At 72.3% G+C, this 19963-nt stretch carries 16 protein-coding genes and 1 pseudogene; 2 read left to right on the top strand and 15 right to left on the bottom strand.

What is annotated here, in order from left to right; all coding sequences use genetic code 11:
* Positions 1–212: helix-turn-helix domain-containing protein (locus IH54_RS0118050; protein ID WP_159011920.1), on the bottom strand; the 212-nt coding region annotated here is incomplete at its 3' end.
* A gap of 206 nt (positions 213–418) precedes the next feature.
* Here IH54_RS0118050 and IH54_RS39900 point away from each other — a divergent pair.
* Positions 419–808 carry an ATP-binding protein gene (locus IH54_RS39900; RefSeq protein ID WP_234343594.1) on the top strand — a complete coding sequence of 130 codons (390 nt, stop codon included), beginning with the start codon at positions 419–421 and terminating at the stop codon, positions 806–808.
* A 180-nt stretch (positions 809–988) separates the two neighbouring features.
* On the opposite strand, the gene IH54_RS0118060 is transcribed toward IH54_RS39900, so the two are convergent.
* Together IH54_RS0118060 and IH54_RS0118065 are read right to left on the bottom strand one after the other, a co-directional pair.
* Positions 989–1792 carry an SGNH/GDSL hydrolase family protein gene (locus IH54_RS0118060; protein ID WP_234343603.1) on the bottom strand — a complete coding sequence of 268 codons (804 nt, stop codon included), beginning with the start codon at positions 1790–1792 and terminating at the stop codon, positions 989–991.
* Between the two features lie 120 nt (positions 1793–1912).
* Entirely contained in the window at positions 1913–4159 is a 2247-nt protein-coding gene (locus IH54_RS0118065) for an alpha-galactosidase (protein WP_031517977.1), read from the bottom strand.
* A gap of 192 nt (positions 4160–4351) precedes the next feature.
* Between IH54_RS0118065 and IH54_RS0118070 the strand changes: the two genes are divergently transcribed.
* Positions 4352–5185, top strand: coding sequence for a tyrosine-protein phosphatase (locus tag IH54_RS0118070; protein WP_031517978.1), 834 nt, complete (start codon positions 4352–4354; stop codon positions 5183–5185).
* A gap of 108 nt (positions 5186–5293) precedes the next feature.
* On the opposite strand, the gene IH54_RS0118075 is transcribed toward IH54_RS0118070, so the two are convergent.
* From IH54_RS0118075 to IH54_RS0118130, 12 genes and pseudogenes are all read right to left on the bottom strand, one after another.
* Positions 5294–6787 (bottom strand): aspartate aminotransferase family protein, encoded by a 1494-nt coding sequence (locus tag IH54_RS0118075; protein ID WP_078862314.1) that lies wholly within the window; start codon positions 6785–6787, stop codon positions 5294–5296.
* Positions 6784–8551, bottom strand: a pseudogene (locus IH54_RS39905) (1-deoxy-D-xylulose-5-phosphate synthase). The gene IH54_RS0118075 and the pseudogene IH54_RS39905 overlap by 4 nt, the downstream one beginning before the upstream one ends.
* 96 nt (positions 8552–8647) lie before the next feature.
* On the bottom strand, positions 8648–9676 hold the full coding sequence (hpnH, locus tag IH54_RS0118085; protein WP_031517983.1) for an adenosyl-hopene transferase HpnH: 1029 nt from the start codon (positions 9674–9676) through the stop codon (positions 8648–8650).
* Complete coding sequence (locus IH54_RS0118090; protein ID WP_031517985.1) at positions 9677–10288, bottom strand: hypothetical protein; 612 nt, start codon at positions 10286–10288, stop codon at positions 9677–9679.
* Positions 10289–10291: 3 nt separating this feature from the next.
* Positions 10292–12313 carry a squalene--hopene cyclase gene (gene shc, locus IH54_RS0118095; RefSeq protein WP_052397589.1) on the bottom strand — a complete coding sequence of 674 codons (2022 nt, stop codon included), beginning with the start codon at positions 12311–12313 and terminating at the stop codon, positions 10292–10294.
* Between the two features lie 99 nt (positions 12314–12412).
* Positions 12413–13483: a polyprenyl synthetase family protein gene (locus IH54_RS0118100; RefSeq protein WP_043181414.1), complete on the bottom strand. Its 1071-nt coding sequence runs from the start codon at positions 13481–13483 to the stop codon at positions 12413–12415.
* Positions 13480–14889: a hydroxysqualene dehydroxylase HpnE gene (hpnE, locus tag IH54_RS0118105; RefSeq protein WP_031517992.1), complete on the bottom strand. Its 1410-nt coding sequence runs from the start codon at positions 14887–14889 to the stop codon at positions 13480–13482. The genes IH54_RS0118100 and hpnE overlap by 4 nt, the downstream gene beginning before the upstream one ends.
* A gap of 196 nt (positions 14890–15085) precedes the next feature.
* On the bottom strand, positions 15086–16033 hold the full coding sequence (gene hpnD, locus IH54_RS0118110) for a presqualene diphosphate synthase HpnD (RefSeq protein WP_078862316.1): 948 nt from the start codon (positions 16031–16033) through the stop codon (positions 15086–15088).
* Positions 16030–16923 carry a squalene synthase HpnC gene (hpnC, locus tag IH54_RS0118115; RefSeq protein WP_031517995.1) on the bottom strand — a complete coding sequence of 298 codons (894 nt, stop codon included), beginning with the start codon at positions 16921–16923 and terminating at the stop codon, positions 16030–16032. The genes hpnD and hpnC overlap by 4 nt, the downstream gene beginning before the upstream one ends.
* 331 nt (positions 16924–17254) lie before the next feature.
* Complete coding sequence (locus IH54_RS0118120) at positions 17255–18073, bottom strand: ABC transporter ATP-binding protein (RefSeq protein ID WP_052397591.1); 819 nt, start codon at positions 18071–18073, stop codon at positions 17255–17257.
* Positions 18060–18989 carry an ABC transporter permease gene (locus IH54_RS0118125; protein WP_031517999.1) on the bottom strand — a complete coding sequence of 310 codons (930 nt, stop codon included), beginning with the start codon at positions 18987–18989 and terminating at the stop codon, positions 18060–18062. Before IH54_RS0118125 ends, IH54_RS0118120 begins: the two co-directional genes overlap by 14 nt.
* Before the next feature lie 80 nt (positions 18990–19069).
* Positions 19070–19954, bottom strand: a complete 885-nt coding sequence (locus IH54_RS0118130; protein ID WP_031518001.1) for a glycosyltransferase family 2 protein — start codon at positions 19952–19954, stop codon at positions 19070–19072.
* Positions 19955–19963 lie beyond the last annotated feature (9 nt).

A 19963-nucleotide genomic window follows, 5' to 3' on the forward strand; every position in this document is an offset into this window, starting at 1 on the left:
GTGACCCCGTAGGTGTGGAGCAGCTTCTCGACGTAGGGAAGCTTGAGCCCGACCTCGGCCTTCTCCATCCGGCGGATCGTGGCGTGCGTGACGTCCAGCTCCCGGCCCGCCTGCTCGAAGCTGATACCGGCCTGCTCGCGCAGGTCCTGGAGGCGCTTGCCCAGCACCATGCGCAGGACGGTGGGCGCTCCGCCCGGCCGGGGGTCCATCACGGTATGTCCTCCTCCAACTCCCGTGGCTGAGAAGCAGTCTGTCATGTTGTCAGCGCACACAACAGCATGTAGCGCCGATTCTGTAAATTACAGATCGGACCTTGCCATGTGTCCCACGCGACCCCCATAGTTGCAGAGTGGTTCCTTCACCTGATGCCCTCCGGTGTGAGCGCCGGGACGGCGTCGGCCTCCCAGGCCGCCGTGACGTGTTCCGGCTGCCCGCGCTGAGCGCGTCCGTCGCGGACGCCCGCGGGCGGATACGCGCTCGCCTGCACGAGTGGGGACTGTGCGCGGAGCTGCGCGACGACGCGAGCCTCGTCGTGACGGAACTGTTCACCAACGCCGTGCGGCACACCGACAGCGAGAAGATCATCTGTGCGCTGCACGACGCGGGAAGTGTCGTGAGGGTCGAAGTGACCGACCAGGGCCGGGGCAACGAGGTCCCGGCGCCGGGGTTCGCGGGCGCCGACGAAGAAGGCGGGCGGGGGCTGCTGCTGGTCAGCGTGCTCTCGCTGGCATGGGGGTCGGATCCGGCGGAGGACGGTACGGGGCGGGTGGTGTGGGCCGAACTGGCCTCGCACCGCCCGCCCCGCTGACGTATCGCCTCCGCCGGGTCCGGCAGTCCGGGCCCCGGGCCCGCGAAGGCCCGTTCCGGCAGGCCGTCCCGACCCGACCGGCCGTCCCGACCGGCCTAGTGCTGTGACCGGGAGGGTTCACCGGCTTGCGACGCCCGGCACGGCACCTCGCTGCGTTGCCGCATCGACCGAGCAGGCCCGCTACGAGGCCGATCCGGGGCGGCCGATCCACGGCACCAGGTACTCCCTGGCCCACTGGATGTTCTCGCGCCGCACCGCCGACTGCGGGCGGCGGTCCTGCGGCGGCCAGGGGGCATCCGGGTCGGCGGGCGTGTCGAGCCCCAGCACCTGCGCGGCGCGCAGCGCGACCCGGGTGTGCCCCTCGGGTGACAGGTGCAGCCGGTCGTCGCTCCAGGCCCGGCGGTCCTGCACCGAACGCAGCGACCACAGGTCGAGGACGGGGCAGCCGTGCCGGTCGGCGATGGCCCGCACATGGGCGGTGTAGGTGGCGATCTTGCCGCGCAGATGGCGCAGTACCGGCACCCCGCGGGTGTCGAAGCCGGTGCAGACCAGGACCGTGCCGACGGCCCCCGCAAGTTCGGCGACGGCGGCCTCGAAACGCTCGGCGATGGCGTCCGGGTCGCTGCCCGGCCGCAGGATGTCGTTGCCGCCGGCGCAGAAGCTGACCAGGTCGGGGCGCAGTTCGACGGCCCGCGGCACCTGCTCGGCGACGATCCGGTCCAGCAGCCGGCCGCGTACCGCGAGGTTGGCGTAGCGGAAATCGGGCCCGGCCGTCCCCGTGCCCGTTCCCCCGCCGGGGCTCGCCGCGCCCGCGCGTTCCAGGGCGTCCTCGTGGCGGTCGGCGAGCAGTACGGCCAGCCGGTCGGCCCAGCCGGCGAAGGAACCGCCCGGGCCCGGGTCGCCGACACCCTCGGTGAAGCTGTCCCCTACGGCGGCGTACGAGCCGATCGGCCCGGTACCGGCACCGCCGCCGCTTCCGTCGATCCGGCCCCGCCGTCCCTGTCGTCCCTGCGCGCCATCAGCCACGCCTGGCATTTTTCTCCTCCGGCTGTGACCTACGCGACCGTAAGGAGGGGTTGACGGCACGTGATTCATCCCACCAGGTCAAACCCGCCGCAGATGGAATACGGCGGCGTCCAGGTCGCCGGACAGCGTGGTGCGCAGGCCGCGCTCGGCCAGCACCGCGCCGCGCTGGACGACACCGGTGGTCACGTCGCGGTAGCAGGCGTCGCGGTCCAGGCCGCGCAGCCGCAGCGGCGGCACGGGGGCACCGAAGCCCTGGGCGGGCAGCCAGGCGAGGACAGCGGTCTCCGGGCCGCGCACGTACTGCACGGCGGTCAGGCCGCCGCTGCCGGGCGGGCGCAGCCGGTACAGCTCGCCGAACTGCACGACCGGCCGCACCTGCTGGTAGAGGGCGATCCAGCTGGCCGCCTCGGCGCGCTCCTCGGGGCCCAGCTCCAGCAGGTCGGCGCCGATGCCGAGGGCGCCGGCCATGGCGCTGACGAAGCGGAAGCGCAGTGAGCTGCGTCGGTGGTTGAGGCCGGGCGCGGGGCCGCCGGTGACCAGGGTGGCCATGACGCGGGCCGGGTGCAGCTGCCCGAAACCGTGCTGGACGGCCAGCCGGTCGAGCGGGTCGGTGTTGTCGGAGGTGCCCAGCCGGTCCGTGCGGGCGAGCATGCCGAGATCCACCCGGGTGCCGGAGGCGCAGGACTCGACGGTCAGGCCCGGGTGCTCGGCGCGGACGCGGTCGATCAGCGCGTAGAGGCCCGCGGTGCGGGCGCCCGGGCCTGCGCCCGTGCCAGGAGAGCGCTCTTCCTCCCCGTCCCCGTCGGCCGGGTGCCGGTCCAGGTCCCACACCAGGTGGTCGACGGGGGCGCTGTGCAGGAGGGCGCCGATCGCCGCGGCGAGGTGGTCGCGGACATCGGCCCGCGCGAGGTCCAGCAGCAGCCGGCCGCCCTGCCCGTCGCCGCCCGCGGGACGCACGAGCCACTCCGGGCGGACGCGGGCGAGGTCGGCGTCGGGGCTGACGGTCTCGGGCGCGATCCGCACGCCGAAGCGCATACCGAGCGCGTGCACTTCGTCGGAGAGCGGTTTCAGGCCATCCGGGGAGTCTCCCGCCGCCGGGTCGGCGTCGCCGGGCGCGGCCCGGTCGCACAGCCGCGCGCCGGGCGGGCCGTCGTCCACGACGTACAGCTCGACGCCCATCCCCGCCGCCCGCCGGGCGAGTTCGGCCTGCCCCAGCACCCCGCGACGGGGGCTGTCGTACGGGTCGTACGCGCCCTCGCCGTCCGCGCCGTCGGCTGCGTCCACGGGGTCCACGGCATCCACGGCATCCACGGCATCCTCCCCCGGACCGCCGGGCGTACCGCGGTCCGTGCCGCCGCCCCGCGTGCCGCGCGCCCCGCCGTAGCAGGCGACCGGGCGCAGCCGCCAGGCGCCGGGCACGACGTGGTCCAGCTGGTGGGCGTGCCACGCGCGGCTGGCGGCCCCGAAGCCGCCGTCGGTCCACAGCCCGGCGAAGACCGGGCTGGTGCAGCTCGCGCCGGGCTCCAGCTCCACCGGTGCGGCGCCCCCGCCGCCGGCGCCCCCGGTGGCCCGGACCAGGCCGTCCGGCAGCCGGGACAGCGCGATCCGCCAGGGCCCGGACCAGGCCAGCGCGGCCGTCCACACCTCGCCGTGCTCCTCCCCCGCGTCCCCCGCATCGAGCGCGAACCAGGGCAGGTGGCGCTGCCCGGCGGATCCGGAGCCGCCGCCGAGCAGTTGGTCGCCGGGCGGCAGCGGGGAACGGGCGAGCTGCGACTCGGCACCCCACCGGCCGTGCAGCCGGGACATCCGCCAGTCGTCCCGGTAGGGCAGCGTCCAGCAGGCCGCGTCGGCGCGCAGCAGCTCCAGCCGCCCGCCGGGTCCACCCGCGACATGGGTCGCGGTGGTCCAGCGCTCCACGACGTCGCTGCCGCGGCGCATCCGGTAGTGCAGGGTCAGGTCGAGGTGGTGGTGCGAGTCGTGGAAGTGGAGCCGCAGCTCCTGCCCACTGCCGTCCGCGGGGGCGGCGATCTCGTACTCCTCGAAGCACCACTCGGCGCCGCCCGGGTGCCGCGGGCGTACGGTCAGGGCGGCGGGCAGCGGCTCCGGGGCGCCCCCGACGGGGAATTCCGCGCGGGGGGCCGGCGCGGGCCCGAACGGCCGCTGCGCGCACGGCGGTTCGGCGGCGAGGGCCTCGGCGTCGCCCAGGCCGATACGGCGTCCCCAGTGCAGGTGCAGCAGCTCGTCCCGCTCCGTCAGGTGCAGGGCATAGCTGCTGCCCGGTCCCGAGAGCAGCCACAGCCTGCCGGAGCCGCCCGTCTCGATCATTCGCACTCCCCCACTTTCCGGCCGCCGCAGGGTCGGATCCGGACATCATCGGCCAGGCCCGGCGGGAGGGGCAATGGTTGCACCCCGCGGGAGTCGTCCGGCGTGCACATACCGGTCGGTACGCCGCAACCCGCGCTGCCGTATCGTCTGGAGTGCCCCAGCATGACCAGGAGCGAGCGACGAGGAGCGCCGGTGACGCAGGAAGTGCGGCAGACCGTTCCGACAGGACCCGAGCCCGAGCCACGGCTGACCGGCGTGCGGAACTTCCGCGACGTCGGCGGCCTGCCGACCGAGGACGGCCGCCGGGTCCGGCGCGGGGTGCTCTTCCGCAGCGGCCACCTGGCGCACGCGACGGCCGAGGACGCCGCGTATCTGGAGGGCCTCGGCCTGCACACCGTCTTCGACTTCCGCAACGCCGACGACATCGCGCTGGAGGGCCCGGACACCGCTCTCCCGGGCACCCTCAACGTCAACATGCCGCTCAGCGACCCGGCCGAGGGCGCCGGCTTCTGGAAGACGGTCCGCAACGGTGACCTCCCGGCGCTGCGGGACGCGCTCGCCGAGGGCCGGGCCGCGGAGCGCATGACCCTCGCCTACCGCCGGCTCGTCCTGGAACGCACCGCCGAGCACGGCCGGATGCTGGAGCTGCTGAGCGAGCCGAGCCGCCCCGCGGTCCCGGCGCTGCTGCACTGCGCCGCGGGCAAGGACCGCGCGGGCACCTCGATCGCGATCGTCCTGCTGGCGCTGGGGGTCGAGCGGTCCGCGATCGAGGCGGACTACCTGGAGAGCAACGCCAGGCACCGCCGCTACCAGGTGGTGCGCGGCGACGGCAGCACGGGCTCCGCGATCGACCCGGAGATCAGGGATCTGCTCGACCCGCTGTTCGAGGCGCGGGTCGACTACCTGCGGGCGGCCTTCACGACCATCGAGGAGCAGTGGGGCTCGGTCGACCGCTACCTCGCCGACGGCCTGGGCCTGACCCCGGAGCGCCGGGCCCGGCTGCGCGAGCACCTGCTCGACGCCTGACCGGCCCGACCGGCCGTACGGCGGAGGGCCGGGCGCACCCGCGTCCGGCCCCGGCCCGTACCGCTGGTGCTGTGACCGGGCTACCGGCAAACCCTCCCGGTCACAGCACTAGCGGTTGGCGACCGCCTGCTTGATCAGGGTCTTGCCGAAGTCCCACATCAGGCCGCCGCCCCCGTGGGCGTCGTCCATCACCGCGGTGAAGGCGGTCACGAAGCGGTCGACGTCCGCCTCGTCGACCACCAGCGGCGGGATCAGCTTGATGATCTCGACGTGGTCGCCGGAGACCTGGGTGAGGATGTGGTGCTTCTGCAGCAGCGGGACGACGACCATCTGGGCGAACAGCCCCTTGCGGGCGGTCTGCAGCATCGTCCAGCGGCTGCGCAGGCCCAGCGACTTGGGACGGCCGAACTCGATCGCGATCATCAGGCCGCGGCCGCGCACCTCCTTGAGCATCTCGTACCGACCGACGAGGGCGGCCAGCCGGTCGCGCAGCAGCTCGCCCATCGCCTGGGAGTTCTCGACCAGCTGCTCGTCCTCGACGACCGACAGCGTGGCCAGGCCCGCGGTCATCGCCTGGGCGTTGGAGCCGAAGCTCGCGGAGTGCACGAGCACCCTGTCCATCGACGAGTAGACCTTCTTGAAGATCCAGTCCCGCCCGAGCGTGGCGCCGACCGGCACGTAGCCGCCGGACAGCGTCTTGGCGACGGTGACCAGGTCGGGCTCGACGCCCTCCTCGTGCTCGTACGCCCAGAACTTCCCCGTGCGGCCGATACCGGTCTGCACCTCGTCGCAGATCAGCAGGGCCTTGTGCTTGCGCAGCAGCTCCTGGGCCGCGCGCAGGTAGCCGGGCTCGGGGATGTAGACGCCGTGGCCCTGGATCGGCTCGACGATGAGCGCGGCGACGTCGCCCCGCTTCAGCTCCCTGGCCAGCGCGTCCAGATCGCCCATCGGGACGGCGGTGTCGGGCAGCAGCGGCGCGAAGCCGTCCTGGAAGCCCTCCTCGCCGTTGACGGACAGCGAGCCGGCGGTGAGCCCGTGGAAGGAGTGCGTGCAGTACAGGACGCGGGGCTTGCCGGTGGCGTAGCGGGCGAACTTCAGCGCGGTCTCGACGGCCTCGGTGCCGCTGTTGCCGAAGAACACCCGGTCCAGGTGCGGGGTGCTCGCGAGCAGCTTCTCGGCGAGCAGGCCGGGCAGCGGCTGGCAGTCGAAGCGGGTGAGGTCGGCGAGCCCGGCGTCCAGGACGTCGTGCAGCGCCTTGCGCACCACCGGGTGGTGCCGACCGACGCCCATCACGCCGAAGCCGGCGAGCATGTCGAGGTAGTCGTTGCCCTCGGCGTCCCAGAAGTGGGCGCCCTCGGCGCGCTCGTAGACCCGGTCGAAGCCGATGGTGTGCAGCATGCGCGGCAGCTGGTGGTTGACGTACCTGGCCTGCAGCTCGTACCGCTCGGCGCCGCGTTCGGCCAGCAGTGTCGCCAGGTCGAAGCCCTTGGGGCGGGTGTCCGACGCGTCCGGTGCGCCGTTCGGTACGCCGTCCGGCTGCCCGGCGGCCGCCGCTGCCTCGCGCTGCGCCGGTTCGGTGTCGGTCGGCTCGGACGATGTCATCGCTCACCTGCTCCTTGCGTGCGTTGCTGCTGCCCCCCGCTGCTCCCGGCAGTATGCGGGGCGGGGATCGTCGGGGTGTCCCCGGGGCTCCTGTCGCGCAGCCGCAGCAGGGCCGCGCCGATGCCGCCGGCGATCTCGGCGGGCGTCAGGCCGAGGTCGGCCAGCAGCTCGTCGCGCCTGGCGTGCGCCAGGAACTGCTGCGGGATGCCGAAGTCGCGTACGGGCACGTCCACACCTGCGTCGCGCAGCGCCTGGGCGACGGCCGAACCCACGCCGCCGGCCCGCCCGTTGTCCTCGACGACGGCCACCATGCGGTGCCGTGCGGCCAGTTCCGGCAGCGCCGGGTCGACGGGCTTGACCCACCGCGGGTCGACGACGGTGACGCCGATACGGCGCCCGGCGAGGAGCTCGGCGGCCGCGACGCCGCAGCCGGCGAGCGCGCCGACCGCGACGAGCAGCACGTCCTCGGCGTGGCCCTCGGCGGGCCGGTGCAGCACGTCCGTACCGCCGACCCGCTCCAGGGCGGGCAGCGGCGCGCCCGCGGTCTCCTTGGGGAAGCGGATGACGGTGGGCGCGTCCTCGACGGCGACGGCCTCGCGCAGCTGGGCGCGCAACTGGGCGGCGTCGCGCGGCGCGGCGATCCGCAGGCCCGGGACGACCTGCAGGATCGACATGTCCCACATGCCGTTGTGCGAGGCGCCGTCGACGCCGGTGACGCCGGCCCGGTCCAGGACGAAGGTGACGCCGCACTTGTGCAGGGCGACGTCCATCAGCACCTGGTCGAAGGCGCGGTTGAGGAAGGTCGCACGTCCAGGAGGGCCCGCCCGAGGGCGACAGCGGGGTGAGGGTCGCCGGGTCCATCGCGTTGACGGCGTGGAAGCGGTCGGCCTCGTCCTGCTCGGCAGCGGGGTAGCCGCGGCCCTTCTCCGTCAGGCAGTGCACCACGACGGGCCCGTGGAAGCGCTTGGCGCGGCGCAGCGCGGACTCCACGGCGGCGACGTCGTGGCCGTCGATCGGGCCGAGGTACTTCAGGCCCAGGTCCTCGAACATGCCCTGCGGTGCGAAGGCGTCCTTGAAGCCCTTCTTGGCGCCGTGCAGGGACTCGTAGAGCTGCTGGCCGATCACCGGGGTCTGCTGGAGGACCTGCTTGCCCCAGGACAGGAACCGCTCGTAGCCGTCGGTGGTGCGCAGGGTCGCGAGGTGGTTGGCGAGGCCGCCGATGGTGGGCGCGTAGGAGCGCTCGTTGTCGTTGACGACGATGACGAGCGGGCGGTCGCGGGCGGCGGCGATGTTGTTGAGCGCCTCCCAGGCCATGCCGCCGGTGAGCGCCCCGTCACCGATGACGGCCACCACGTGGTCGTCGCGGCGCAGCAGCTCGTTGGCCTTGGCCAGCCCGTCGGCCCAGCCCAGCACGGTCGAGGCGTGGCTGTTCTCGATCACGTCGTGCTCGGACTCGGCCCGCGAGGGGTAGCCGGACAGGCCGCCCTTGGTGCGCAGCTTGGAGAAGTCCTGGCGGCCGGTCAGCAGCTTGTGGACGTAGGACTGGTGGCCGGTGTCGAAGAGGATGCGGTCGCGCGGGGAGTCGAAGACCCGGTGCAGGGCGATGGTCAGCTCCACGACGCCCAGGTTGGGGCCGAGGTGGCCGCCGGTCCTGGCGACGGCCTGCACCAGGAAGTGGCGGATGTCCGCCGCCAGCTCGTCGAGCCTGCCGTCGGGCAGCGCCTTCAGGTCGTCGGGGCATGTGACGCTCTCCAGCAACGACATGTCTGCACCTCGTTCCTGCCGGTTTCCTGTTGGCGCGCGCGGGCGAGCCACCGGCCGCGTACCCCGGCCGGTGGCTCGTACCCTCTCACCCTCGGGTCACTTCGCGCGGTTGGATGCGACGGTTTCCCGGGCGGCGCGAATGGACTCCTTGAGCGAGCCCATGGTCGCCAGGACCGCGGTGGGCTCGTACCCGCAGTGGGCCATGCAGTTGTCGCAGCGCTCGTCCTTGCCGCGGCCGTACTTGTCCCAGTCGGTCTTCTCGATCAGCTCGCGGTACGTCGGCACGTAGCCGTCCGCCATCAGGTAGCAGGGGCGCTGCCAGCCGAAGAGCGAGTAGTTCGGGATCGCCCAGGCGGTGCACGGGAAGTCCGCCTTGCCCTCCAGGAAGTCCAGGAAGAGCGGGCTGTGGTTGAGCCGCCACTTGCGCCGGTTGCCGTGGTCGAAGGCCTTCTTGAACAGCTCGCGGGTCTGCGACACGCCCAGGAAGTGGTCCTGGTCGGGAGCCTTCTCATAGGCGTAGGCGGGCGACAGCATCATCTCGTCGACCTTGAGGTCGTCGTTGAGGAAGTTCATCACCTCGATGATGGTCTGCGGCGTGTCGGTGTTGAAGAAGGTCGAGTTCGTGGTGACCCGGAAACCGCGGCGCTGGGCTTCCTTGATCGCCTCGACGGCCTCGTCGAAGGTGCCTTCCTTGGCCACCGACTCGTCGTGCCGCTCACGCATGCCGTCGATGTGCACGGTGAAGGCGAAGTAGGGCGACGGGGTGAATTTGTCGATCTTCTTGCGCAGCAGCAGGGCATTGGTGCAGAGGAAGACATACCTCTTCTTCGCCACCAGTTGGCGCACGATCTCGTCGATCTGCGGGTGCATCAGCGGCTCGCCGCCGGCGATCGACACCATGGGGGCACCGGACTCCAGCACCGCCCCCACGGCCTGCGCGACCGGCATGCGCTGCTTGAGCACTCCCGCCGGGTGCTGGATCTTGCCGCAGCCCTCGCATTTGAGGTTGCACGCGAAGAGCGGTTCCAGCTCCACGATGAGCGGGAACTTTTCGCGCCGCCGGACCATTTTCTGTTCGAAGAGGTACGACGCGACACGGATGGTCTGACGAAGCGGCATAGCCATCTAGCTCACCTCCGGGGGAGCAGTGGTAGTGCGGTGCCAATCGAGAAAGGCAGGAACAAGATCTCTGAGCACCCGGAATGCGATGATCCCGGTGCGCAGTGTGCCGACGCGCACGAGTTCGTATTCGGGCGTGTCGACGACGACGCGTGCCGCGGCGATGTGCCGCACCCCTTGGGCGAGTGCGGCGCGCCGCATGGCGGCAGACTCCATGTCCACGGCGATGGCACCCTTCGCCGCCAGCGCGGCGCGCTCGGCGCCCCGCACGACATGGTCGGACTCGGCCAGCGGGCCGGTGTGCACGGTGTGACCCGCGGCCTTGAGCGCGGCGGCGAGCGCCTCGCTCTCGTGGCCCTCGTCGGAGACCACGACGTCGCCCGGCCGCATGCCCGGGGCGAGGCCCGCGCAGAAGCCGGTCGTGAGGACGGCCGCATCGCGCCGCGCGGGGTCGCGCAGTGCGTCGCGTACGGCCGTTTCCGCGGCTGTCGGTCCCATGCCGGTACGCAGCACGGTGACCGGGTGTGCGGTGGCGGCTCTCGCCGCGCCCCTGCGCAGCGCGAAGCGCTCGATGCGCAGGGCGCACACCACCAGCAGCGGAGGTCGGGGACGGCCCACGCCCTAGGCCCCCTTCCCGGCGCCCGCGGTGGCCGGGGCGGTGTGCACCGCGGCCCCGAGCGGCTCGCGGCGGGCGTAGCGGCCCAGCGCGGTGAGCGGGAAGACCATCCGGTAGAGGTGGTAGTTGATGGAGAAATCACGAGGGAAGCCGGTGCCGGTGAAGAACGGCTCGTCCCACGAGCCGTCCGGCAGCTGGGTGTCGGCCAGCCAGCGCACCCCGCGCTCGACGGCCTCGGTGTCCCGCCGCCCGGCGGCCAGCAGTGCCATCAGCGCCCACGCCGTCTGCGAGGCGGTGGAGGAACCGCGGCCGGCCCATTCCAGGTCGGAGTACGAGCGCAGGTCCTCGCCCCAGCCGCCGTCGGCGTTCTGCACCGACTCCAGCCAGTCGACGGCCCGGCGGATCGCCGGGTGGTCCGGGCCCAGCCCGGCCGCGGCGAGTGCGGGGACGGCCGAGCCCGTGCCGTAGATGTAGTTGACGCCCCAGCGGCCGAACCAGGCGCCGTTCTCCTCCTGCTCGGCGAGCAGCCATTCGATGCCGGTACGGGCGTGCCGGTCGTGCTGGATGCCGAGCGCGGCCATCATCTCCACGACGTGCGCGGTGACGTCGGCGGAGGGCGGGTCGATGACCTCGCCGAAGTCGCAGAAGGGCAGCCGGTTGGGGAAGGGGCTGGTGTTGTCGGCGTCGAAGGCGCCCCAGGCGCCGTTGCGGGACTGCATGCCGACCGTCCAGCGCACCGCCCGGTCCACGGCGGTGTCGATACGGGCCTGGTCCGGGTGGGCGACCCGGCGCAGCGCGAGCACCACCTCGGCGGTGTCGTCGATGTCCGGGTAGTTGTCGTTGTGGAACTCGAAGGCCCAGCCGCCCGGGGGAAGCTCCGGGCGCTGGACCGACCAGTCGCCGGGGCGGGTGATCTGCTCGTCCAGCAGCCAGTCGGCGGACTTGACGAGCGAGGGGTGGTCGGCGGGCACCCCGGCGTCGGCGAGCGCGATGGTGGCGAGGCAGGTGTCCCACACCGGGGACTGGCAGGCCTCGATCATCCGCACTCCCTCCTGGGGCCATACGGCGAAACGATCCAGCGACTCGAGTCCGGCCTTGAGCACCGGGTGGTCGAGGTCGTACCCCAGCAGATGCAGCGCGATGACCGAGTAGACGGCCGGCGGCTGGATGCCGCCCCAGCAGCCGTCGGACTCCTGGCGCTCGATGATCCAGCGGGCGCACGCGTTCATGGCGCTGCGGCGCAGCGGGCGCGGGCTGAAGCGGCGGTAGGCGTGCAGCACCTGGTCCAGCCGCTGGAAGACGCCGTCCCAGCTGGTGATCGAGGCGCGGCGCTGCTTGGGGCTGGGCCGGCTGGGGTCCAGATGGAGCTCGTCGATGCCGAACGGCGCCGGGCGCACCGGGCGCAGCGCGCCCACGATGGTGAGCGGCACGATGGTCTGCCTGGCCCAGCAGCCGAACGAGTAGATGTTCAGCGGCATCCACTTGGGCAGGTAGATGACCTCGGGCGGCATCTCCGGCAGGTCGTCCCAGTCCCACCAGCCGAAGAGGGCCAGCCAGATCCGGGTGAAGACCCGGCTGGCAGCGACCCCGCCCTCGCCGCGGGACCACTTCGCGGCCTGCGACATGTGCGCCTCTTCCGGCGAGTCGCCGGCGAGCCGGAGCGCGACGTAGGCCTCGACGGTCGCCGACAGGTCACCCGGTCCGCCGTGGAAGGTCGGCCAGGAGCCGTCCTCGCGCTGCTGGGAGCGGATCCAGCGGGCGGAGGCGGCGATCGTGCGAGCGTCCAGGATGCCGAGGAACTGCCGCAGCAGCAGGTCCTCGGCATCCATGGTCACGTTGGTCTCGAGGTCGCCTTTCCACCATCCGTCAGGGTGCTGCCGCGCCAGGAGGTGGTCTGCGGCGCGCTGCACGGCACGCTGCACCGCCGCCTCGGTGCCGCCGGCTGGAAGAGACTCCGGGTCCGAGGTGCTGGCCGAAGGTGTCCGGTGGGTTGGCGAACCTGGACTGCCATCGGTCGTCGCTGTCATGGCTTCCCCTTTGCAGTTGAGACTTCTGCGGTGTTGGGGCGGCCGTCGGCCGTCACATGCGAGGGACCGGCGACGTCAGCGCTCCACGTTGGTACTTCTTTACTTCTCGCGGACCACCACAAAATCCGCAAGACCCACGAGCTTACGTTTGATTCCTTCCGGCATATCCATTTTGTCCAGTGCGGCGATGGCAGTCGCATACTGCCTCCGGGCCTCTTCCGAGGTCCATTCCCGCCCACCGGCCTCTTCGATCAACGCCGCGCGCAGGGCGAACTCTTCCTCGCTGAAGGCACCGGTTTCAGGATTCTTCGCATCCGCCGCCAGCAGTTCACCCAGCCGCTCGGACGCGGGGCCGCCGGCGTCCAGCGCGGCGACCACGGGCAGCGACTTCTTGCGCTGCCGCAGGTCGCTCCAGGTCTGCTTGCCGGTGCTCGCGGGGTCGCCCCAGATGCCGAGCAGGTCGTCGATCGCCTGGAAGGCCAGGCCCAGGTGGTAGCCGTACTCCTCCAGCGCGTCGGCGTCCGCCTCGGAGGCGCCGCCGAGCACCGCGCCGATGGAGGAGGCGCAGGCCAGCAGCGCGCCGGTCTTCTTGCCCTCCATGTCGAGGCACTCCTGGACGCTGACGCGCTCGCGGTGCTCGAAGGAGATGTCCTCGGCCTGACCGTCGATCAGCCGGCGGGTGGCGGTGGTCAGCCGGCGGGTGGCGCGGCCGGCCTCCGCCGTGCCCTGCTCCAGCAGGATCTCGTTGGCGAGCGCGAAGAGCGCGTCGCCGACCAGGATCGCCTGGGCCGGGCCGTGCACCTTCCACACCGTGTCGCGGTGCCGGCGTTGCTCGTCACCGTCCATCAGGTCGTCGTGCAGCAGGGAGAAGTTGTGCACCAGCTCCGTCGCGACCGCGCCGGGGATGCCGACTTCCGCGGGCGCACCCGCGGCCTGCGCCGACAGCAGGGCGAGCGCGGGGCGCACGGCCTTGCCGCCGTCGCCTTCCGCGGGCTGCCCCGTCTGGTCGATCCAGCCGAAGTGGTAGGACGCGACGGTGTCCATCGGCGGTGCGAGGCGTGCGACTGCCGCGCGGAGCACTGGTGTGGTCAGGGTGCGGCCGTCTTCCAGTAGCGCGATGACGCCGGCAGCGGTCACGATTTCTCCTCGGGTTGCACCAATAGCACTCATGCCGCCTCCAGGACGCCGTTGTCAACGGGCATGCCGAGGGCGGACAACGCTTCTGCGGAGGCGTGCAGCCCGCTGCGCACCGCGCCCTCCATGGTCGCGGGCCAGCCCGTCGCGGTCCACGCCCCGGCCAGGTAGAGGCCGGGGGCGCGGGTGACGGGGCCGGGCCGCAGCGCGCCCACCCCGGGGGCGGGCGCGAAGGTGGCGGTGCGCTCCCGGGTCACGAAGACCTCGCGCACCGCGGCACCGCGGGCGTCGGGCAGGACGCGTTCCAGCTCGGGCAGGTAGCGGTCGCGCAGGACGGCGACCGGCAGGTCGATCTCGTCCTCGACGGCCGACTGGGAGACGGCCACGTACTGGCCGCCGCCGGTCAGGCCCGAGCTCTCCGTGCGGTCGAAGACCCACTGGACGGGGCTGCCGAGAGCCGCGACGAACGGCTCGTGGAGCACCTTCCTGTCGTAGATCACATGGACATTCAGGATGGGCGCGGTACCGATCTGCAACAGCTTTTCCGGATGCTGGACGGCGCCTTCCGGCAGCAGGCCGTGCGCCTCGCGCTGCGGCACCGCCAGCACCACGGTGTCGGCCGCCAGTTCGGCGCACCGCCCGGGGCCCGTCTCCAGCTCCACCTGCCAGCCGCCGCCGGGCGCGGGGCGCAGGGCCGTGGCGCGGGTGCGCAGCATCGTGGTGACGCCGGCCTTGTCCAGCGCGGTGCGGCCGCGGCCGTCGTGCAGCTCGCCGAGCGGGGCCTTGGCCCAGCCGATGTCGGACGCGCCCGGGTCGGTCAGCAGGCCGGTCTTGAACACCATCGCGGCCAGCGCCAGCGAGGAGTGCGCGGCCGTCGCGTTGAGCGTGGCGACGCCGACCAGATCCCACAGCGCCTCGATGGTGCGGGCGGACTGGCCGCGGGCGGCGAGCCAGCTCCCGAAGTCGATGTCGTCGAGCGCGGGGTCGGCCAGGTCGAGGCCGCGCAGCGCCAGGGCGGCGCGGCCGACCGAGGCGCGCTCGCGCAGCGACATGTGCGGGTAGCGGGCCAGGCTCGCCGCCAGGTGCAGCGGCACCGGCAGGCCGGCCCGGCTCAGCCGCCCGGTGCGGCCGCTGGCCACGTCGTACACCGGTACGTCGAGCCGGTCCTGGAGGTGCACCAGGTCGCGGGCGTCGATCCGGTCCAGGAACCACTGGTAGGCGGTGCAGCAGCGCAGGAAGACGTGCTGGCCGTTGTCCACCGTCAGGTCGCCGCGCTTGAAGGAGAAGGCGAGGCCGCCCAGCCGGGGCCGGGCCTCGGTGAGGGTGACGGACACCCCGGCGTCGGCCAGCCGCAGCGCCGCGGTGACGCCCGCGAGCCCGCCGCCGACGACGACGGCCGTGCGGCCGGGCGCCTGCTCACGCAAGGCCTGTGGCGCGGTCATTCACCCTCCCCTCGTACCTGGTGTCCGACCCGGTCTCTGACCTGGTCTTCCGCCGTGCGCCGCGGGCTGCGGCACACCGTCGCGGGAGGGGACGCGAAGGAGCGGTGGCAGGTTGCCTGGCGCCGTGCGGGCGCCGGGAGGTGATGTTCCGTCTGCTGTGCCGCGTGCCGTGGACCCGCGCATCCGCGGGTGGGTCTCATCTGTCACCCCGTGGGGCACGGGAGGCGACCAGGCGCGCGTCGAGGCCCGCGAGTCCGCGGACGGCGACATAGGCCTTCTCCCGGCCGGGCAGCGACACCCGGCCGCGCAGCACGGCGTCGGGGTCGGCCGCGATCCGCTCCAGCAACCGGCGGTAGATGCCCGCCATGGCCGACACGCAGGCGCCGCTGCGCCGGTCGAGCATGGGCAGCAGCCGGTAGCCGGTGGCGAAGAGTGCGCGGGCCCGGCGCACTTCGAATTCGACCAGGCCGGCGAAATCGGATCCGGGCGGCGCGACGTCGCCGTGGAAACCGGCGGCGCAGCCGAATTTCGCCAGATCCTGGGCAGGCAGATACGTCCGTCCGTTGCCCGCGTCCTCGCGGACGTCGCGCAGGATGTTGGTGAGTTGCAGAGCGAGGCCGAGCGTGTCGGCGTATTCGGCGGCACGTACATGATCGTGCCCATTTACGGTGCCGAACACGCCCAGCGACAGCCGTCCGATGGCACCTGCCACACAGCGGCAGTAAACGGCCAGGTCGTCCCAGGTCTCGTAGGACTCGCCGCGGACATCCATCAGAACGCCGTCGATGAGTTCGTCCAGGCCTTCGAGCGGAATGGGGAATACCCGCGCCGCGTCGGCGAGGGCGACCGCGACCGGATCGGTGTCGTCCTCCCGGACCTCGCCGCCGCGCACCCGGGTGAGCAGGTTGCGGGTGGACTCCAGGCGTTCGATTTTCTCGGCCGGTGCGAGATCACCGTCACCGATGTCGTCGACCCGCCGGGAGAAGGCGTAGAGGGCCGACATGGCCTGCCGCTTTGCGGCGGGCAGCAGCCGGATCCCATAGGCGAAGTTGCGGGCCTCGTGGCCGGTCACGGCCTCGCAGTACTTGTATGCAGCAAGTACCGGACCGGACGTGTGGGCGGAACCGCTCACGGTCCTGCTCACCCCTCTCTTCGCAATGTCGACCCCACTTCGCGCAGCAGGCCGCTCTTGGTGGCTTTGGGCGAACCCGCAAGCACGTCGTATCCGGCCAGCTCGACCGATTTCAGCGCCGCGCGCCCGCCGCCCACGAATCCCGCGAGCAACAGCCGAAGCCTGCCACGGACGCTACCCACGAGGGGAGCACCTTCGTACAACAGCTCGCGGGCGCGTTCGGCCTCGAACGCGACCAGCGCCTTCACCTGCGGACCGGCCTGCGGTTGTGCGAGGTCGGCCTCGTCCACCGCGTAGCGTTTCATGTCCTCCGCAGGCAGATACACCCGGTCCCGGGCGAGATCCTCCGCGACGTCTTGGATATGCTCGACGATTTGCAGGGCGGTGCACACGGCGTCGGAGCGCCGCACCCTTTCCGGCGTCGAGGTGCCGGTGATGGACAGCACGAGGCGGCCCACCGGATTGGCGGACAGCTCGCAGTAGGCGAGCAGGTCCGCGTAGGTCGCGTAGCGCGCGACACTCTGGTCCTGGCGGTTGGCCGCGATCAGGCCCAGGAAGGGCTCGGGCGTCAGGGCGTGCTTGCGCACGGTGGGGCGCAGCGCCCGCAGCAGCGGGTGCGACGGCTCGCCGGTGCCGGAGAAGACCCGCCCCAGGTCGGCCTCGAAGGCGTCCAGCATGGCGATCCGGTCGTCGGCCGCCTCCGGCTCCAGACCCAGCAGGACGGCGTCCGGACGGCCGCCGTCGGCGAGGTCGCCGTCGCCGATGTCGTCCACCAGCCGGGCGAACCCGTAGACCGCCGTGAGGTCCTGGCGCCAGGCGCGCGGCAGGAAGACCGGGGCCACGGGGAAGTTCTCGCGCGCGGCCTTGTCCAGAACGGCCCGGGACGTGTCGCCCGCGGTCACCGCGGGCTGCCCGGCAGACAGGCGGGACGGGTGCCCCGGAGCAGGATGGTCCCATTCGTCATGGCCGCCACATCCCCCGTTCTACACCGCCCGGACGAATCTTCCCATTTCGGACACGCCGCCGTGCCGGGCGTCCGGCACCCGGTTTCGATCTTGAAAGGGCTCCCCAGCACCGGTACAGCTTACGTCGGGCAACGCTCAGGCGTACGCCGGGGGCGCCCCCTGCCGCGTGGGACCGCGGCACCGCCCGCGGCGGCACAGCACGCGCCCCCCGCCGGAGGTTCCGGCGGGGGGCGGAAGGGGCGGCGGGCCGCCCGTGGGTACGCGGGGGCTACTTGCCGGTGTGCGCCTCGTAGGCCGCCAGGACCTCCTCGGTCGGGCCGTCCATCAGCAGCTCGCCCTTCTCCAGCCACACCACGCGGTCGCAGGTGTCGCGGATGGCGCTGTTGCTGTGGCTGACCAGGAAGACCGTGCCGGCCTCCTTGCGCAGTTCGCGGATCCGCGCCTCGGAGCGCTTCTGGAACTGCCGGTCACCGGTGGCCAGTGCCTCGTCGATGAGCAGCACGTCGTGGTTCTTGGCCGCGGCGATCGAGAAGCGCAGCCGGGCGGCCATGCCGGAGGAGTAGGTACGCATGGGCAGGGAAATGAAGTCGCCCTTGTCGTTGATGCCCGAGAAGTCCACGATGCCCTTGTAGCGGCTGCGGATCTCCTCCTGCGTCATGCCCATCGCCAGGCCGCCGAGCAGCACGTTGGTGGCGCCGGTCAGGTCGTTCATGAGCGCGGCGTTGACGCCCAGCAGGGACGGCTGGCCGTCGGTGAAGATCTTGCCGCTCTCCGGCGGCAGCAGACCCGCGATGGACCGCAGCAGGGTGGACTTGCCCGAGCCGTTGGAGCCGATGATGCCGATGGCCTCGCCACGGTAGGCGGTGAAGGTCACGCCCTTGACCGCGTGCACCCTGCGCACGTTCGGGTTGCCGCCGCGGCGGCGCACCAGCCGGGCGAGCGCGGTCGCCGCGCTGCCCTTGCCGGTACCGGCGCCGTACACCTTGTAGACGATGTGGACGTCGTCCACGATCACGGTGGGCACGCGGGGCCCGACCGCCGCCGGCTGCGGACCGGATGCGACGGGCTGCTGCTCAGCCACGGCCATACTGCTCCTCCGCCTTCCAGAAGTAGATGTAGCCACCGATACCGGCGAGGACCGCCCAGCCCACGGCACTCGCCCACACGTGCGGCGGGAGCTGGGCGGAGGTGAAGCTGTCGATCAGGGCGAACCGCGCGAGGTCGATGTAGACCGCGACCGGGTTGATGTCGAGCAGCACCTTGATGTAGTGCGGGGAGTGTGCGGTCAGGTTGTCGATGCTGTACATGACACCCGAGGTGTACATCCAGGTGCGCAGGATGAACGGCATCAGCTGCGTCAGGTCGGTCATCTTACTGCCCAGCCTGGCCACGACCATGGCCAGCCCGGTGTTGAAGATCCACTGGGTCAGCAGCGCGGGGATCAGGATCAGCCACTTGGCGTTCGGCGTCTCGCCGGTCATGAGGACGATGGAGATCAGGACGAACATCGACATCATCAGCTGCTGGAGCTGCATCAGCGTGAACGCGATCGGCATGGACGCGCGCGGGAAGTGCAGCGCCCGGATCAGGCCGATGTTGCCCGCCACCGACCGCACGCCCGACATCACCGAGCTCTGCGTGAAGGTGTAGATGAAGATGCCGGTGACCAGGAAGGCGATGAAGTTGTCGACGCCCTTCCTGGTGCCGATCAGCACACCGAAGATCAGGTAGTAGACGGCCGCGTTCAGCAGCGGTGTCATGACCTGCCAGAGCTGGCCGAGGCGGGCCTGCGTGTACTGCGCGGCCGTGCGGGCCTTGGCGAACTCGTTGATGAAATGTCGGCGGCCCCACAGCTGCCGGGTGTACTCCGCCAGCCCCGGGCGGGCTCCGCTGACGGTCAGCCCGTACTTTGCGGCGAGCTGGGAGGGACTGAGGCCGTCATCGGCCGTGGGCGCCGGTGGCGCTCCGACGGCGACCGCACCATTGTGCGTTGTCTCGCTCACAGTTGACACTTTCGTCCTCAATGTGCGCGCCGGGTGCAGGGGGTCCCGGGCTGCGCCTGATGCTCTCAGGTCCGAGCTTGTCAGATGATCGGCGGTCGGCCCAGCCGGGTCAACCGCCAGACCGTCCGCCACTTCATCGGCCGCCGCTCACCGGCGGGCGTCGCCCAGCCCTCGCGGAAGCCGCCGAGCCACGCGCGCAGTGCCGCGCCCGACGGCCGCCGCAGCAGCGTCAGGGCGAACCACACGCCGAGGTAGACGGGGACCAGCAGCCACGGCAGGTTGCGCCGCGCCAGCCACACCCGGTTGCGGGCCACCATGCGGTGGTAGACCGCGTGCCGGGCCGGCGAGGTCGCCGGATGGTGCAGTACGAGGTCGGAACGGTAGTCGATCATCCAGCCGGCGTCGAGTGCGCGCCAGGCCAGGTCCGTCTCCTCGTGCGCGTAGAAGAACTCGGCCGGCAGCAGCCCGACCTCCTCCAGGACCGCGGTGCGGACCGCGTTCGCACCGCCGAGGAAGGTCGTCACGCGCGAGCTGCGCATCGGGTCGGACGCGCGCAGCCGGGGGACGTGGCGGCGCTGGGTCACCCCGGTGTCCGGGTCGGCGATCCGGAAGCTGATGATGCCGAGCCGCGGGTCGGCCGCGAACGCGGCGCGTACCAGCTCGGCGGTGTCGTCGCCGGGCAGCAGCCCGTCGTCGTCCAGGAAGAGCAGCACGTCGACCTCGCCGCCACCGGGCCCGAACAGTTCGATGCCGACGTTGCGGCCGCCCGGGATGCCCAGGTTCTCCGGCAGCTCCACGGAGCGCACGCCGGGCGGCAGCGGCGGCAGCGGGGCGCCGTTGCCGACCACCGCGACCTCGATCGCGGGCCCCTGCTGCTTGGCCACCGAGTCCAGCAGTGCCTGCAGCTCGACCGGCCGGTTGCCCATCGTGAGGACGACCGCGCCGACCGTGAGCGACTCGCTCATGCCCGCCAT

Source organism: Streptomyces sp. NRRL F-5123, assembly GCF_000721495.1.
Lineage (GTDB): Bacteria > Actinomycetota > Actinomycetes > Streptomycetales > Streptomycetaceae > Actinacidiphila.

What these genes read in the sequence shown, in the direction of transcription:
- IH54_RS0118130 (WP_031518001.1), bottom strand. Translation starts at nt 19,954, where the DNA reads ATGAGCGAGTCGCTCACGGTCGGCGCGGTCGTCCTCACGATGGGCAAC.
- IH54_RS0118100 (WP_043181414.1), bottom strand. Translation starts at nt 13,483, where the DNA reads ATGAGTGCTATTGGTGCAACCCGAGGAGAAATCGTGACCGCTGCCGGC.
- IH54_RS0118120 (WP_052397591.1), bottom strand. Translation starts at nt 18,073, where the DNA reads ATGGCCGTGGCTGAGCAGCAGCCCGTCGCATCCGGTCCGCAGCCGGCG.
- shc (WP_052397589.1), bottom strand. Translation starts at nt 12,313, where the DNA reads ATGACAGCGACGACCGATGGCAGTCCAGGTTCGCCAACCCACCGGACA.
- IH54_RS0118065 (WP_031517977.1), bottom strand. Translation starts at nt 4,159, where the DNA reads ATGATCGAGACGGGCGGCTCCGGCAGGCTGTGGCTGCTCTCGGGACCG.
- IH54_RS0118075 (WP_078862314.1), bottom strand. Translation starts at nt 6,787, where the DNA reads ATGACATCGTCCGAGCCGACCGACACCGAACCGGCGCAGCGCGAGGCA.
- hpnH (WP_031517983.1), bottom strand. Translation starts at nt 9,676, where the DNA reads ATGGCTATGCCGCTTCGTCAGACCATCCGTGTCGCGTCGTACCTCTTC.
- hpnE (WP_031517992.1), bottom strand. Translation starts at nt 14,889, where the DNA reads ATGACCGCGCCACAGGCCTTGCGTGAGCAGGCGCCCGGCCGCACGGCC.